This is a genomic window from Arthrobacter sp. ZBG10, from assembly GCF_001238605.1.
Taxonomy (GTDB): Bacteria; Actinomycetota; Actinomycetes; order Actinomycetales; family Micrococcaceae; genus Arthrobacter.
This window is the reverse complement of sequence record NZ_LFQH01000098.1, coordinates 1-15,985: the sequence shown is the minus strand read 5'-3', so window position 1 is coordinate 15,985 and position 15,985 is coordinate 1. Positions and strand designations below refer to the sequence as shown.

The following is a 15,985-nucleotide window of genomic DNA, read 5'->3' as shown; positions in this document are numbered from 1 at the left end:
AACGACCCCTAGAAACCGCCAGGTGGCGGCCGCCGTCGTACTGCAGGAAAGCCGGGGGAACTAGGCCTTGTGCGGCGGGCGCGTCATGGACATAACGTCCAGGGCGGTGTCCAGTTGTTCCTCGGTGACCTCGCCGCGCTCCAGGAAGCCCATGGCGATGACGGTTTCACGGATGGTGAGGCCTTCGGCCACGGCCTTCTTGGCGATCTTCGCCGCGTTCTCGTACCCGATGTACTTGTTCAGCGGGGTGACGATGGACGGTGAGGCCTCGGCCAGGAAGCGGGCGCGCTCCACGTTCGCGGTGATGCCGTCGATCATCTTGTCCGCCATCACGCGGCTGGTGTTGGCCAGCAGGCGCACGGACTCAAGCAGGTTGGCGGCCATCACGGGGATGCCGACGTTCAGCTCGAAGGCGCCGTTGGTGCCGGACCAGGCGATGGCGGTGTCGTTGCCGATGACCTGCGCGCACACCATGATGGAGGCCTCGCAGATGACGGGGTTGACCTTGCCCGGCATGATCGAGGAACCCGGCTGCAGGTCGGGGATAGCGATTTCGCCCAGGCCCGTGTTGGGGCCGGAGCCCATCCAGCGCAGGTCGTTGTTGATCTTCATAAAGGAGATCGCGATGTTGCGCAGCTGGCTGGACGCTTCGATCAGGCCGTCGCGGTTGGCCTGGGCCTCGAAGTGGTCGCGGGCTTCGGTCAGCGGCAGGCCGGTGTCCGTGGCGAGCAGTTCGATGACACGTTCGGGGAAGCCGGCCGGGGTGTTGATGCCCGTGCCCACGGCCGTGCCGCCCAACGGAACCTCAGCGACGCGGGGGAGTGCTGCGTTGATGCGTTCGATGCCGTAGCGGACCTGCGCTGCGTAGCCACCGAACTCCTGGCCCAGCGTCACCGGGGTGGCGTCCATGAGGTGGGTGCGGCCGGATTTCACGACGTCCTTGAACTCCACGGCCTTGCGTTCCAGCGACTCTGCCAGGTAGCCAAGCGCAGGAATGAGGTCGTTGATCAGGGCCGAGGTGGCTGCCACGTGGACCGAGGTGGGAAAGACGTCGTTGGAGGACTGCGAGGCGTTGACGTGGTCGTTGGGGTGGACCACCTTGTCGCTGCCGGCTGCCTTCAGGGCGCGTGATGCGAGTTCGGCCAGCACCTCATTGGTGTTCATGTTCGAGGAGGTGCCGGAGCCGGTCTGGAAAACGTCGATGGGGAAGTCGCCGTCGTACTTGCCCGCCGCCACCTCATCGGCAGCGTCGGCGATCGCCTTGGCCAGCTCGCCGTCGAGCACCCCAAGTTCCGCGTTGGCCTGCGCCGCAGCCTTCTTGACCCGGGCCAGCGCCTCGATGTGGGCGCGTTCCAGGGTTTTTCCGGAGATGGGGAAGTTCTCAACTGCACGCTGCGTCTGTGCACGGTACAGGGCGTTCACGGGGACGCGGACTTCGCCCATCGTGTCGTGTTCAATGCGGAATTCTTCAGTGGAAGTCATGGGGCTAGCTTAGGACGAGCGGGCGCACCATCGAAAACCGTGAAGGGGCTGCGACGCAGCGGCCCGCCCGGTGCCGCTAGAGGTCCCCGATGCCCGAAACAACGTCCGCCCGGCCTTCCGCCAGGCTGTAGGACAGGCCAACGACGGCGGCGCGGCCGCTTTCGATTGCGTCGGAAATCACACGGGAGCTGTCCGCCAGCCGCTGGGCGGTCTGCTTGACGTGCTCCACCACCATGTCGTTGACCTCTGTCTGGTCGTTCCGCAGCGAGGTCAGCACCGAGGGCGTGATCCGCTCCACCAGGTCCCGGATGAAACCGGCAGGCATCTGTCCGGTCTCGACGGCGGCCTTGGTGGCGCTGACGGCGCCGCAGTTGTCGTGGCCGAGGACCACGATCAGGGGCACCCCCAGCACGCCGATGCTGTATTCGAGGGAGCCCAGGACGGCGTCGTCGATGACCTGGCCGGCGGTGCGGACCACAAAAACGTCGCCAAGGCCGACGTCGAAGATGATTTCGGCGGCGAGCCGGGAATCCGAGCAGCCGAAGATCACCGCAAACGGGTGCTGGTTCTCCACCAGGGAGGAGCGGCGGGACGCATCCTGGTTGGGGTGGGACGTTTCGGCGTTGACGAAGCGTTCGTTTCCTTCGCGCAGGCGGCGCCAGGCGAGTGCGGGGGTCAGGTAGGTAGCCACGCGACTACGTTACGGCGCTGCGGTGGCGGACGGTGAAACTGTTACGGCCGGGTTGGCCTCAATGGACTTCACCACGGCGCCCGCCAGCGTGCCGAATTCTTCCAGTTGGGCGGCGCCGGTCAGGATGACGGTGGTGCCGCCATATTCCAGCACCATTGACTTCTCGCCCTTGCCGGTGTCCCGGAGTTCCCATTCCTGGCCGCCTGCGCTGCGGGAGCCGGTAACGGGGGCGTTGCGGGTTTCCTGGAGCAGCCAGGTGGGGTTGGCCTTGATGGTCTGGACCATGCCGATGAAGGAGCCCTTGGGCGTCAGGTAGCCCACCTCCCAGGTGGGGACCCCGCTGGACGTGCCTGCCTCCCAGCGGGCGTAATTGGCCCTGAACGCACCGCCGGTGTCCGGCGCGGCAGGTGTGAATCCTGCCACATCCGCGGCCCGGCCGGCTATTGCGGCCACGTCGATGTCCGGGCGGTAGCCATCACTCTTGGGCAGCGGGTTCATCAGGATTACCGGCAGGAACGCCGCAATGCTGACCACCAGGGCGATGATCATGCCGATCACCGAAGCGTTGGCCCGCTTGGCCGCCGCCGCCGGAATGACGGGCAAAACCTGGCTGCCGCCGTCCTGCCCGGCGGCAGACTCCCGGCCGCGGGTTTCGCTGGGTTCGGGGCTGGGGCTGGGCTTTTCCTGCATTTCATTCACCCCTCCATAGTCGCCTATAGAGGCACCCTCTGCTATTCGGGACCCCCCTCGGTCCGGCTCCGGCCAATCCCGGCACATTGCGGGGGCGCGTCATCCGATGCCCCGTGCCCGATGCCGCGACTATGATCGGAAGCAGAGGAATCACCGCACCGCCGCACCGGCGTTGCGGGTTTAATGATCGCCACTCGAAGAAGAGGTTCACGTGTCACCAGCGTCCATGACCCAGAAATACTCCACGATCTCACCGTCCCTGGCAGTAGGCAACGACGAGCCTGACCGCAACCTGGCCCTTGAACTGGTCCGCGTCACCGAGGCCGCGGCCATCGCCGGCGGACACTGGGTAGGTTTCGGCGACAAGAATACGGCGGACGGCGCTGCCGTTGACGCCATGCGTTCCTTCCTGCAGACCGTCCACTTCAACGGCGTTGTGGTCATCGGCGAAGGCGAAAAAGACGAAGCCCCCATGCTGTTCAACGGCGAACGCGTCGGCGACGGCACCGGCCCTGAGTGCGACGTTGCCGTCGACCCCATCGACGGCACCCGCCTGACCGCCCTGGGCATCAACAACGCCCTGGCCGTGCTCGCCGTGGCTGAGCGCGGCTCCATGTTCGACCCCTCAGCCGTTTTCTACATGGAGAAGCTGGTCACCGGCCCCGAGGCTGCCGACATGGTGGACCTCCGCCTGCCCGTCAAGCAGAACCTGCACCTCATCGCGAAGGCCAAGGGCGTTAAGGTCAACCAGCTCAACGTGATGATCCTGGACCGTGACCGCCACCGCCCGCTGGTCGAAGAGATCCGCGAAGCCGGTGCCCGCACCAAGTTCATCATGGACGGCGACGTTGCCGGCGCCATTGCGGCGGCCCGGTCCGGCACCGGCGTGGACGCCCTGATGGGCATCGGCGGCACCCCCGAGGGCATCGTCGCGGCCTGCGCCATCAAGTCCCTGGGCGGCGTCATCCAGGGCCGCCTGTGGCCCACCAGCGACGACGAGAAGCAGAAGGCGATCGACGCCGGCCATGACCTTGACCGCGTCCTCTCCACCAACGACCTCGTCTCAAGCGACAACTGCTACTTCGCAGCCACCGGCATCACGGACGGAGACCTGCTCAAGGGTGTCCGCTACTCCAAGGACAAGGTCCTGACCCAGTCAATCGTGATGCGGTCCAAGTCCGGCACCATCCGCTTTGTGGACGGCGAGCACCAGGCCAGCAAGTGGGAAGGCTACGCCCGCAAGAGCTGAGCCTGCCGGCCGTAGCCGGCCCGTCCCGAAGCCCCGGAGTGCCCAGCGCGCCCCGGGGCTTCGGCGTTAACGCGTTGGTATAGGGTTTAAGCCATGATTGTCGCTGTTGTGCCCTGTACTGACCGCACCCTGTGGGATGAGCATGTTGACCGGTTCCAGGGGCATCCGCAGCAGCTGTGGGGTTGGGGGCAGACCAAGGCCGCGCACGGTTGGTCCGTTGACCGGGTGCTCCTGGTGGCCGGCGGCACCACAGTTGGCTGCGCGCAGCTGCTGATCCGCAGACTGCCCTTTCCCTTCAAGGCCCTGGTCTACATTCCCCGCGGGCCCATGTGCTCAGCGGCCGATGCCCCCGCAGTGCTGGACAGCCTGGCGGCGCATGCCGCAACCCGTCACGGGGGAGTGGCGCTCAGCATCGAACCTGACTGGGACGCCGACTCGGACTTCGCCGGCGCGGTGGCTGCCGCCGGGTTCCGCAAAACCGAAAACACGGTCCTGATCCCGCGGACCCTCATCCTGGACCTTGGCCGGACCGACGATGAGCTGATGGCGGACATGTCCAAGTCCACCCGCGCCAACATCCGCAAGTCAATGCGCAGCGAGGTGGAGTTCCGGAAGGTCGCCAGCGCGGACGAGCTGGAACAGGTCCTGGCGATCTACCACGAAACGGCCGAACGGGCCGGGTTCGGCATCCATGAGGACCAGTACTACCGGGACATCTTTGCCAACCTGGGCGAGGGTTCCCCGATCATCGCCGCGTTTGACGGCAGCCGGGTCCTGGCCTTTGTCTGGCTCGCCCGCAGCGGTGCCACGGCCTTCGAACTCTACGGCGGGGTGTCCGTCGAAGGGCAGAAGCAGCGGGTCAACTACGGCGTGAAGTGGGCAGCCCTGCAGGCAATGCGAGCGGACGGCTGCTCGCGGTATGACTTCAACGGCCTGCTCAACGACGGCATCTCCGATTTCAAGAAGCAGTTCGCCAAGCACGAGAACCTGCTCCTGGGCACCTGGGACAAGCCCTTGTCGCCGTTGTACCCTGCCTACGCCAAAGCCATGCCGCTGGCCAGGCGCGGCCTGCAGGGCGCCCGGCGCGCGGTGAAGGCCGCTGCTGGCCGGGTCCGGCCGGCAGCGGCCCGCCTGCTGAAGCGCTAGTCCCCGGCCGGAAGGCCGGTGGTCACCGCGAAGGCGAGGACTTCTTCGGTGCTGCCCGCGGCGCGGTGGACATTCACCGGCGCCTCGGCGGCCGGCAGGAACGCGCTGCCGCCGCGCGACAGGTGCAGGTCGCCCTTCGGGGAGTCCAGGTAGATGTCGCCGGCCACCACAACCACCACTGCCGCTCCCGACTGGGCTATAGGCACCGGACCCGCGTCCGGACCCAAAGCGATGCGCTGCAGGGAGAACTCCGCGAACGGAGGGCTGAAGATTTCCTGGTCCAGGCCGTTCCTGGTGGCCGCCAGCATGGGCACCGCGACGGGCTGGAAATCGATGGTCCGCAGCAGTTCGGGGACATCCACGAACTTGGGCGTCAGCCCCCCACGGAGGACGTTGTCCGATGATGCCATGACCTCCACACCCAGGCCGTGCAGGTAGGCGTGGACGTTGCCTGCCGGAAGGTAGACGGCTTCGCCGGGCTGCAGCGAAATCCGGTTCAGCAGCAGGGAGATCAGGACGCCGGGGTCGCCCGGGTATTTTTCGTTCAGGCTGACCACTGTGGCCAGTTCAGGGCGGTAGGGCTCCAGCGGCGCGCCCGAGATGAGGGCAGCTGCCACCACTGCCGTGGCCTCTGCTACCTCTCCGCCACCGGAAATCAGCCTTTCAAAGGCCGTCCGGAGGGCCTGTCCCTCGTCCGGTCCGGCCAGGTCCGCGAGCAGGGTGCCCAGCAAGGCGGGAGCAGTGCGCCCGGCCTGGTCAAAAAGGCCTGCCACATGCTGCAGGAGCTGCCGGGTCTGTTTCGGAGGCCGGAATCCGCACAGGGCCTCGAACGGCGTCAGCGCCAGGATCATTTCCGGCTTGTGGTTATCGTCGCGGTAGTTGCGGTTGGCTGCGTTGGCCGGCACGCCGGCGTCGTTCTCCCGGGCAAAACCTGAGCGTGCCTGCTCGAGGCTCGGATGCACCTGAAGGGACAGCGGCTGGGCGGCGGCCAGGATCTTGGCAAGGAACGGCAGCCGGGGACCGAAGCGGGCCACGGAACCTGCACCGAGGTGGTGCGCAGGGTCGGCGTCGATCAGCTCGTTGAGCGGCGTCGGTGTTCCATTCCTGCCGGACCGGGCCACCGACGGGGAGTCCGCGTGCGCGCCGATCCAGAGTTCGGCCTCGGGGCCGCCCGATTCGGGCCGCCCCAGCAGGGCGGCGATGGCGGTGGTCGAACCCCAGGCATAATCCCGGAGGACGTTCTCAATTTCGTACAAAGCCCGTTCCGATCACTTGGTTCTGGTGTGGCTGCGCTGCCTAAAGCGGCGCGCAGTTGCCGTTACTGGCCACGAGGTCCCGGATGGCCTGCTCGTTGCCCTGGCGCTTGAGTTCGTTCAGCATGGCCTCGGTAATCGGCTCGCCGTCCGGCGTGGTGGTCACCGGGACGAAGTCCGACGGCGACGGTGACTGCTGGCGGGGAAGGGCGCCGGCCGCGTAAAGGGCGGCAGGAACTCCGGCGGCCTGCACCTGGCCGGTACCGGGGGCGGGAACTGCCATGGCGTCGTCGGCCGTCCCGGCAGCCTGCGGCCCGGCCGACGCCAGCAGCTGGTCCACGCGGGAGTGGAGTTCACCGAAGTCCGGCACCGTGGAGAAGGAGGCGTCGAAGTCCGGCGGACCGATAGTCATCCGCTTGATGTCAAGTCCCTTTGCTTTTACGGCGAGGTCCACGAAGCTGCCCAGCTGGTTGGACGAGATGTTGGAGTCCGCCACCTGGGTTCCGGCATTGGCGATTTCCTCGAACTTGGCCAGCAGCGTGCCCGGGTCGAGCTGTTTGAGCATGGCCTGCTGGATGCACTGCTGGCGCTGGATTCTGGCGTAGTCGTCCACAAATTCGCGGGACCGGCCGTACCAGAGCGCCAGGTCGCCGTTCAGGCGGTGTTCGCCGGCCGGAATCCAGCCCATGGGCATGCCGTGGATGCCGTTCGCCTCATCGATGACCTCACCGCTCAGCGGCACCCAGCCACCGGCCTTGATTTTGATTCCACCCATGGCGTCGATGAGTTTGGCGAAACCTTCCATGTCCACCAGGACATAGGCCTGGACCGTGAGGCCCAGGGTGCCGGAGACGGCTTCCATGGTGGCCTGCGCCCCTGGATCAGCGACGCCGGGGTACAGGTCCGCGTATTTGTTGGTGACCTCGGTGTTGATCGCGTTGATCAGGCACTCGTCGCCGCAGTTGTAACCGTCCGGGTAGATGTCCCGCATCGGCGACCCTTCGCTGAACTGTGCGTTCTGGAAGTTCCTGGGCACCGAGATGATGGCCGTCTGGCCCGTTTTGGCATCCACGCTCAGGACGGAAAGGCTGTCCGGGCGGCGGCCGGTGCGGTCATCGCCCGCGTCACCGCCCATCATCAGGAAGTTGTACCTGCCGTCCACCGGTTCGATGGCGGGGCCGGCAGAGAAGATACTCCCGATCGCGTTGCGGCTCACGTTGAGCAGGTAGGCGCTGTAGGCGAGGGTACCGCTGCCCAGGACCAGCGACAGGACGAGGGCAATGGCGACGCCGGGACGCGCCTTGGGCGCCAGCAGGACCGGGCGGATCAGGCGCAGGGTGTTGACAAACAGGACCGCCCAGCCGGCAGCCAAGGCGACGAGCAGGATGACCACCAGCAGTGAACCGAACTGGTTGGCCAGGATGTTGATCAGCAGGCTCCTGTTGAACACGGCAAGGAGCAGGGCAATGGCCACGAGCCCCCAGGCGCACAGGGTGACCCGCAGGGCCGTGCGGCCCAGTTTGCGGTCGCCGGCCACCAATTGCGCACTGCCCGGAACCAGGAGGGTCAGCAGCACCAGGACAAAGGCCCGCTTGGTGCGGACCGCGGGGGCGGCGCCGGCCGGGAACCGGACGGGATCGGTCAGGCCACTGCCGGTGGCTTCGTGCTGTGCTTTGCTGCTGGCCATGGGCGCGTCCTAGTGGCTGCCCCGGGGGGAGCCCGCGGGGTCCGCGAAGACCTCGCTGACTTTCTGCCGGAGGTTTGCCCCCTTGCGGCTGGCCACGGCGTTGAGTTCCTCGGCAAATGCGAGCAGGTCGGTCCGGAGGGAGGCTGCCAGATCGTCGGTACCGGCTGCGAGGATCCGGACAGCCAGGAGGCCCGCGTTCCGGGCGCCGGCGATGGAGACGGTGGCCACCGGTACACCGGCGGGCATCTGGACGATGGAAAGGAGCGAGTCCATCCCGTCCAGGGTCTTCAAGGGAACGGGGACGCCGATCACGGGCAGCGGAGTGACGCTCGCCAGCATGCCGGGCAGGTGGGCGGCACCGCCGGCGCCGGCGATGATCACACGGAGCCCGCGTTCGTGGGCGGACTTGCCGTAACTGATCATCTCGGTGGGCATCCGGTGTGCGGAAACCACATCAGCTTCGAAGGGGATGCCGAACTCAGCCAGGGCTTCGGCCGCAGCTTCCATCACGGGCCAGTCGGAGTCGGAACCCATGACCAGTCCCACCAGGGGGGCCGCCGCCGGTGTGGCGGCGGGGTTGGCTTTGGCGCTCATTGGTTCTCCTCGAATGTTTGCTGCGGTTCCCCGGCGGGGACGCGGCCATCACGGATGATGCCCGCCACCAGCGAGGCGCGGCTGCGGACGGAATCAACGTCCGCCGCGGACGTGCCCACCAGGTTCACGTGTCCTATCTTGCGGCCCGGGCGGACCGATTTGCCGTAGCAGTGCACTTTGGCGGCCGGTTCGCTGGCCAACGCCAGGGGGAACGCCGAGAACAGGTCCTGGTTGTCGCCGCCCAGGAAGTTCTTCATCACCACTACCGGTGCCAGCACGTCGGTGGACCCGAGCGGAAGGTTCAAAACAGCCCGGAGGTGTTGCTCAAACTGGCTGGTCACCGAACCGTCCTGGGTCCAGTGGCCGGTGTTGTGCGGCCGCATGGCCAGTTCGTTGATCAGGAACCCGGGGCCGGAGCCGGGGGTTTCAAAAAGTTCGACGGCGAGGACGCCTGTCACGTTGAGTTCGGCGGCGATCCGCAGGGCCGCGTCCTCGGCAGCGGCGGCGACCTCCACCGGGATGTCCAGGGCCGGGGCAATGACTTCATCGCAGACGCCGTCAACCTGGATGGTGTGCACCACGGGCCAGGCCCGGGACTCGCCGTCCGGAGTCCGGGCCACCAGGGCCGAAAGTTCGCGGGTGAATTCCACTTTGGCCTCGGCCAGCAGCGGGCTCATGGCGGCAAACCACTCAGCGGTTTCTGCGGCTTCCTCCGCGGACGCGACAATCCGAACACCCTTGCCGTCATACCCGCCGCGGGGCATCTTCAGCACCACGGGCCAGCCGCTGTCCTCCCCGAAGGCCACCAGGTCGGCGATGCCGTCCACTGAGGCCCACGCGGGGTTGGGCAGTTCCAGCCTCTCGATGGCAGCACGCATCACCAGTTTGTCCTGGGCATGGACCAGGGCGTCCGGTCCGGGCTGGACGTTGACCCCGGCGTCCTGGAGGGCGCGCAGGTGCGCCGTGGGGACGTGCTCGTGGTCGAAGGTCAGCACGTCCACGCCTTCGGCAAAGCCGAGCAGGGCCTGGAGGTCCTTGTAGTCACCCACCGGTGAGGTCCGGACCGCCGGGACTGCCGAAACGTCCCCGCTTTCTGCCAGGACACGGAGTTCAAAGCCGAGTGCGGTTGCGGCTGGGGCCATCATTCGGGCCAGTTGGCCGCCGCCAACCACGCCTATTACTGGAAAAGTCACATGGGCAAGCCTACCGAAGACAGCCCGTGATCCCGGCTTCCCGGGCGCTCTACGCCGAAGATTTCCACCAATCTGCGCCGGGGAAGGCGGCGGCGGAGGGGCCGGAGGGGGTGTTTGGGGGCTAAAATAGTCGTTTGGCCGTGTGGCCCATAGTTCAGACGGCCATGGAGGGTCATGTTTAGCGCACTTGCAGATCGAATCCGGGGGCTCGCCTCACTCTTTTGGCGTGAAGTTGCCAAATTCGGGGCCGTGGGCGGTGTGGCGTTTGTCATTGACTCCGCCATTTTCATCTGGCTTTTCACGGGGCCCATGCACGGCAGCGAAGTCTGGGCCAAGGCCGTCGCCACGATCGTGGCCAGCATCTTCTCGTGGGTGGCCAACCGGTTCTGGACGTTCCGCCATCGTAAGCAGGCCAACGTGGTGCGCGAGGCCGTCCTGTTCGCCGTGATGAACTTCGTGGGCCTGCTGATCGCCTCCGGCTGCGTGTGGTTCGCCAAGTACGTCCTGGAACTGAACGACAAGCCCTCGCTCTTTATCGCGGGCAGCGTTGTGGGCCTTGTTCTGGGCACCATCTTCCGGTTCTTCGCCTACCGGTTCTGGGTCTTCAATGAGGAACTGGACCAGGAACCCGAGTTCTCGCACGACCATGACCTGATCGAACTCCACCACCAGCACCGCGGGCAGGCTCCGGCCGCCGATCAGGGCAGCACCCCGGGCGGACCGTCCCGGCCCTGATCCAGCCCGAATGCGCGCGGGCAGGGCCGCTGTGGCCTAGTTGCCGTGGATGCGTTCGGTAGCCAGCAGGTGGTCCGTCAGTTCAACCTCAGGTGCGGTCAGCACCACCGACCCGTCGTGCTGCCAGGCGCCCAGTGCGCCGGCAAGGGCGCCTTCCAGGCCATCCCCGGCGGCGAGGTGGATCCTTGCGCCGTCCTCGTGGGGGAGTGCGAAGCCCTCCAGCAGCCCAGCCTGGCTGTGGACCCCGCCCCCGCCGGCACGGATGGCGCAGGCCGCCGGGTCCGGCTCGGCATGGGCCATAAAGACGTCACCATGGGAGCGCACTTCGGCGGCGTAATCCACCCAGCCTGCCGGCAGCGTGCCCGGCCAGCGCATGGCCAGGGCAGGCAGGGCAACGGCGATTACGGCGTCATACCGGCCCTCGACCGGGTCGGTGGCCGCCGTGACCAGGAAATCGGCGTCCGCCCCGTCCAGGACCGTTTCCAGACCCACCTGCCAGGCTGCCAGGGCCCACACCATTGACTTCCAGTGCGCGGGCAGGTCAAGTTTCAGCCGCATCCCGGGAGCCGCGTCCAGTTCGTCCTGGAGCAGGTTGCTGGTCTTGGCCACCCAGTTGTCCAGGACCCTGCCGGAAAGTTCCACGCGTTCGCTGTCCGGGCCGTACCAGGTAAGCCGCGGCGCTGTGGCATTGCCGGAACGGAGGCTGGTCATCAGGTGGGACGCCGGAGTAGTCATGACTCCATCCTGCCACCGGGCAGCCCTCCGTGCGCCAGCAGGCCGGGACCATTCCGGTGCAGCAGGCCTGTGACTTGCCTCTCACCGGAGTGACGTCCATCCCGGCGGGGCGTTGCCCGAAGGTGCCCGATTGCCGGGAAATCAGGGCCGCAGCTGCCGGGAACCGCGCTGACCTGCACGAGGGCCGTGCGACACGCCACGAAATGATCGGCGTGGCGTGCGCGCGTTGGGGGTTCGGAGTGATTATTATCCCGGCTCCGGCTTGACTCACCCAAGTTACACACGTGTAATTAGATATCTAAGGCAACTGCGTAAATACCGGCACACAACCGAGTGTCCACGTATCCAGGCAGTAGCCGCAACAGCAGGAGGGTCGCCGTGGGGCAAGCAGAGCGAATCCAGGAAGATGGCATTGTCGCCGGTCAGGCGACAGCCAAATACCGTGCACGGGGCGTGCCCGGCGATTGGTATGTGGATCCTGCAGATCCTGACGCCGCCGAACGCTACAACCGGAATTCCGGCGGCAGCCTTGACCAGCAGGCCACCGCGTTCCTGGCAGCCCATGAAGCCCTCTCCAGCGGCGCGGATCCCGAGGACGAACTCGACCCGCCCATGGAACTGGCCATTTCCGCCGCGACGCAGCCGGAATGGCTGGGCCTGCCGTTCCAGCAGGACTTCGACGACGAAGGGGAGCTGGGGTGGCAGACTGACGCCTTGTGCGCCCAGACGGATCCCGAGGCGTTTTTTCCGGAAAAAGGCGGCTCAACCCGGGACGCCAAAAAGGTTTGCGGTGCGTGCAACGTAAGGTCGCAGTGCCTTGAGTATGCGCTGGCCAACGATGAACGGTTTGGCATTTGGGGTGGCCTGTCCGAGCGCGAGCGCCGGCGGCTTAGGAAGCGGGCAGTCTAATTCTTCAGGACGTTTATGTCACTGCCGTTGTGGTCGCCCACAACGGCAGTGCCTATCTCCCCAGGACCCTCTCCGCCCTGGCGGAACAGACCCGGCCGGTTGACCGCGCCATCGGTGTGGATGCCGGCTCCCGCGACGAATCGCAGCAGCTCCTTGCCGGGGCCCTCGGCGCCGCGCACGTTGTGGCCCATGACCGGGTCAAGGGCGGTATGGGCGCTGCCGTGCAGGCCGGCCTTGCCGGGCTGTCGCCATGGCATGCCGCCGCCGAAAACGCACGCCCGGAGTGGATCTGGCTGCTCCATGACGACGCGGCGCCGGCGCCGGAGGCGCTGGCCGAGCTGCTCACGGCAGTGGAGCGGGCGCCGTCCGTGACCGTGGCCGGCTGCAAGCAGCTGGACTGGGACGCGGAACGCCACCTCATTGACGTGGGCCTTTCAACGAGCCGCTGGGCTGAACGGCTGACCCTGATTGACGCCGAGGAACTGGACCAGGGCCAGTACGACGGGCGAAGTGATACTTTCGCGGTGAATTCCGCCGGGATGCTGGTGCGCCGCGACGTCTGGGAGCAGCTGGGCGGCTTCGACCCGGCGCTTCCCGGCAGCGGCGACGACGTCGATTTCTGCTGGCGCAACCGCCTGGCCGGGCACCGCGTGGTGGTGGTGCCTTCGGCCAGGATGTTCCATGTGGCCCACCGGCCGCATGCCCTGGGCAACGCTGCCGCTGCCAGGAAAGCCCAGGTCCACCTGCGGCTCAAGCACGCACCGGCCTGGCTGGTCCCGGTCCACGCTGTTGGCGCCCTGCTGGGCAGCCTCTTCAAGTTCGTCCTCAGCATCCTGGTCAAAGATCCCGGGTACGGCCTGTCCCAGCTGGCCGCGACCTGCGCTGCCCTGGCCCGGCCCCGGGCCGTTGCCCGCGCCAGGGGGGCTGCGCGGAAAACCCGGAGGATCCGGCGTTCCGTGATCCGGAAGCTGCAGACCCCCCGCCGGGAGGTGTGGAGCCACCGGCGGTCCCTCATGGAGGCGCTGGGATCCGACAACACTCCGGCGGACGAGCTGGAACACGATCCGCTGGCCAACCAGCCCACCGGAGACGCCGCTGATGATTTTGCCGCCCTGGCCACCACCAAGCGAGGTTGGGTGGGCAACGGCGCCCTTGCTGCCGTTATTGTCGCCGCGGTCGCCGCCCTGCTTGGCCTCGCCGGCCTGTTCCGCGCCGACGCCGTATCCGGTGGTGCGCTGATCCCCGTCTCCGCCGGCCTGGGCGACATCTGGCACCATGCCTCCAGCTGGTGGGTGGGCCTCGGCGCCGGGCTGCCGGGCCGTGGCGACCCCTTCGGATACGTCCTGTGGGTCCTTGGCGTCATCGGCGGCGGCGACGCCAACGCCGCCCTGGCGTGGCTGTTGCTGCTCAGCACCCCGCTTTCCGGACTCACTGCCTGGTTCGCGGCCGGCGGCCTTACCGTCCGCCGCAGGCTCCGGCTGGCCGCCGCTTTGGCCTGGGCCGCTGCCCCGGCCCTGCAGGTGGCACTTAACCAGGGCCGCGCCGGTGCGTTGATCGCGCACCTGATGATTCCCCTGTTTGCCCTCGCGCTGCTCCGGGCCACAGGCTCAGCGGTAGGCCACGGACGATTCACCATGCCCGCCCCCGGCGACCGCAGGACAGGAAACAAGCCACCCATCCGGCCCGGCATCAACGGCACCCCGTCCTGGACAGCTGCGGCCGCCGCCGGCCTGGCATTGGCCGTCATCGCGGCTTCGGCGCCGGCACTGCTGGTGCCTGCCGTGGCCGTGGTGGTGCTGTGCGGACTGTTGCTGGGCCGCCGCGGCCGGACCGTGTGGTGGGCCCTGCTGCCCGCCGCTGCCCTGTTTATTCCGTTTGGCCTGTCCGTGCTGGACCGGCCCCGCGCCCTCCTCGCCGATCCAGGCCTGCCCCTGGCCTTCGAAGCCGCACCCCTGTGGCAGCAGCTCCTGGGCCAGCCCCTGCGGTTCGGCCTTGACGGCGGCCTGGCCGGGCTTTCCGTCTTCGATGGCGGCATTGTTCCCTGGGCCCCGGTGCTCGCCGGCCTGGTTGCCGTCCCCATCCTGCTCCTCGCTGTTGTGGGGCTGTTCATCACAGGCCGCCGCGCCAAAACGGTCCGGTCACTGTGGTCAGCAGCCGCGATAGCCCTTGCCGGCGGCTGGCTCGCCGGCCAGGTGGCCACCGCGGCCGGCGCGGACACCCTGGTGGTGCCGTTTACCGGGCCCGCTGTCTCGGCAGCGGCCTTTGCCCTGCTGGGCGCCGGCCTGCTCGGCGCCGAGCAGCTCCTCTCGCTGGCCGACCGTGCCGCCGCCCACAATCCCCGTAAGCGGGCAGGGGTTCGGGTGGCCGTGGCCGCCGGCCTGGTCCTGGTCCTGGCCGGCCCCCTCGCCGGCATGGCCGCCTGGTCCGCCCAGAACCTGCTGGGCACGGATCCCGCCGCAGCGGCAGCGCCTGCGGCAGACGCCGAGGGCCAGCCGCTGGGCACCCCGCGGCTGGTGGTTCCCGCCACCCCGCGGACCTTGCCGGCCACTGCAATCGACCGGGGGACAGGTCCGGAACAAACCCGGACCCTCCTGATCAGCACCCGCGACGACGGCACCATCGATGCTGCGCTCCAGCGCGGCGCCGGCACTACGCTGGACAGCCTGTCAGCGATCGCTTCAGCACGGAACATCATCGGCGCGCCGGGCGCCGAAACCGTCCGCGACGACGACGGCGTGACCGCTTCGCTCCGCCGGGTTGTGGCAACGCTCGTGGCGGGCCAGGGCGTGGACCCGCGCGCGGACCTGGAACAGCTGGGAGCCGGGTTTGTGGTGCTCCGCGCCGCCGATTCCGCCGCGCAGCTGACCGCGAGCCGCATGGACGCCGTGCCCGGACTCGTCGCGGTGGGCCAGACGGACATGGGCTGGCTGTGGCGCATCACGCCCCTCAACCAGCCCGCCAACCAGGCTGCCGAGGTTGCCCACAGGGTGAGGATTATCGACGGCGGCGGGGCAGCGATTGCCATGGTGCCGTCCGCAGCCACCGACGTCGACGCCGCAATCCCTGCCGGGCCGGACGGCCGGCTGCTTGTCCTTGCTGAACGGGCCGATCCGCACTGGAGCGCGTGGCTGGACGGCCAAAAGCTGCCCACCGCCACCTCCGGCTGGTCGCAGGCCTTTGCCCTTCCCACCGCCGCCGGCCAACTGACTGTCCGTTACGAAAACCCCTGGGGGCCCTGGGCCGGAATAGCCCAGCTGACGGTGATCGGCCTGACCATCCTGCTGGCCATCCCACTGCCGGCGCCGCGGCCACGGACCGGCCTTTCACGTGGCGAGGGCTCTTTGCGTAAGGAACAACAGAATGCGTGAGAACACCACCCCCGCAGCGGGCCAGGCCACAGCACCGGCCAAGCCCTCAGCTCCGCAACCCCCCGCCCCGGCGGCCGGGACCCCGGCGGAGGCCCCCGTGCGTCCCGCCGGAAAACGGCGCAAAGCCGCGGCGGCAGGATTTGCCGCGTCCGCGCTGGTGCTGGCAGCCGCAGGGGCCGTGGTGGCCGCAGGGTCCCTGCTGGGCCCCGCGTCCAACCGCGACCTGGCGGCTGTGGCGGCCACCGTTCCCGCC

Annotated in this window: 13 protein-coding genes and 1 pseudogene; 6 read left to right on the top strand and 8 right to left on the bottom strand. The window is 67.9% G+C overall.

The features are described from left to right. Positions 1-60 precede the first annotated feature (60 nt). The 3 genes from ACU18_RS18305 to ACU18_RS18295 form a co-directional block, all read right to left on the bottom strand. A complete protein-coding gene (locus ACU18_RS18305) occupies positions 61-1,482 on the bottom strand; it encodes a class II fumarate hydratase (protein WP_050687907.1) in 1,422 nt (473 codons plus the stop codon). Between the two features lie 76 nt (positions 1,483-1,558). After that, on the bottom strand, positions 1,559-2,173 hold the full coding sequence (locus ACU18_RS18300) for a carbonic anhydrase (protein WP_050687906.1): 615 nt from the start codon (positions 2,171-2,173) through the stop codon (positions 1,559-1,561). Positions 2,174-2,182: 9 nt separating this feature from the next. Then, a complete protein-coding gene (locus tag ACU18_RS18295; RefSeq protein WP_050687905.1) occupies positions 2,183-2,863 on the bottom strand; it encodes a DUF4245 domain-containing protein in 681 nt (226 codons plus the stop codon). A gap of 226 nt (positions 2,864-3,089) precedes the next feature. Between ACU18_RS18295 and glpX the strand changes: the two genes are divergently transcribed. Together glpX and ACU18_RS18285 are read left to right on the top strand one after the other, a co-directional pair. Further along, positions 3,090-4,112, top strand: coding sequence for a class II fructose-bisphosphatase (gene glpX / locus ACU18_RS18290; RefSeq protein WP_197273624.1), 1,023 nt, complete (start codon positions 3,090-3,092; stop codon positions 4,110-4,112). A gap of 93 nt (positions 4,113-4,205) precedes the next feature. Next, complete coding sequence (locus ACU18_RS18285) at positions 4,206-5,258, top strand: lipid II:glycine glycyltransferase FemX (RefSeq protein WP_050687903.1); 1,053 nt, start codon at positions 4,206-4,208, stop codon at positions 5,256-5,258. Here the strand turns inward: ACU18_RS18285 and manA are convergent. Genes manA through ACU18_RS18265 form a run of 4 tightly spaced genes read right to left on the bottom strand, consistent with a single transcriptional unit; the run spans position 5,255 to position 9,985 of the window. After that, positions 5,255-6,514: a mannose-6-phosphate isomerase, class I gene (gene manA / locus ACU18_RS18280; RefSeq protein ID WP_050687902.1), complete on the bottom strand. Its 1,260-nt coding sequence runs from the start codon at positions 6,512-6,514 to the stop codon at positions 5,255-5,257. The two genes, ACU18_RS18285 and manA, sit on opposite strands and share 4 nt — an antisense overlap. 40 nt (positions 6,515-6,554) lie before the next feature. Further along, on the bottom strand, positions 6,555-8,198 hold the full coding sequence (locus ACU18_RS18275; RefSeq protein WP_050687901.1) for an LCP family protein: 1,644 nt from the start codon (positions 8,196-8,198) through the stop codon (positions 6,555-6,557). 9 nt (positions 8,199-8,207) lie between these two features. Then, complete coding sequence (purE, locus tag ACU18_RS18270) at positions 8,208-8,792, bottom strand: 5-(carboxyamino)imidazole ribonucleotide mutase (RefSeq protein ID WP_050687900.1); 585 nt, start codon at positions 8,790-8,792, stop codon at positions 8,208-8,210. After that, complete coding sequence (locus ACU18_RS18265) at positions 8,789-9,985, bottom strand: 5-(carboxyamino)imidazole ribonucleotide synthase (RefSeq protein WP_082178405.1); 1,197 nt, start codon at positions 9,983-9,985, stop codon at positions 8,789-8,791. The genes purE and ACU18_RS18265 overlap by 4 nt, the downstream gene beginning before the upstream one ends. Before the next feature lie 174 nt (positions 9,986-10,159). Between ACU18_RS18265 and ACU18_RS18260 the strand changes: the two genes are divergently transcribed. After that, positions 10,160-10,720, top strand: a complete 561-nt coding sequence (locus tag ACU18_RS18260; RefSeq protein ID WP_050687898.1) for a GtrA family protein — start codon at positions 10,160-10,162, stop codon at positions 10,718-10,720. A gap of 36 nt (positions 10,721-10,756) precedes the next feature. Here the strand turns inward: ACU18_RS18260 and ACU18_RS18255 are convergent, their stop codons facing one another. Continuing rightward, entirely contained in the window at positions 10,757-11,455 is a 699-nt protein-coding gene (locus ACU18_RS18255) for a TIGR03089 family protein (RefSeq protein WP_050687897.1), read from the bottom strand. Positions 11,456-11,833: 378 nt separating this feature from the next. On the opposite strand from ACU18_RS18255, the gene ACU18_RS20310 reads away from it, so the two are divergent. The 3 genes and pseudogenes from ACU18_RS20310 to ACU18_RS18240 form a co-directional block, all read left to right on the top strand. Then, entirely contained in the window at positions 11,834-12,364 is a 531-nt protein-coding gene (locus ACU18_RS20310; RefSeq protein WP_082178404.1) for a WhiB family transcriptional regulator, read from the top strand. 29 nt (positions 12,365-12,393) lie between these two features. Beyond that, positions 12,394-15,732, top strand: a complete 3,339-nt coding sequence (locus ACU18_RS18245; protein WP_050687896.1) for a glycosyltransferase family 2 protein — start codon at positions 12,394-12,396, stop codon at positions 15,730-15,732. After that, positions 15,725-15,985, top strand: a pseudogene (locus ACU18_RS18240) (DUF5719 family protein); the annotation flags it as partial. The gene ACU18_RS18245 and the pseudogene ACU18_RS18240, both read left to right, overlap by 8 nt.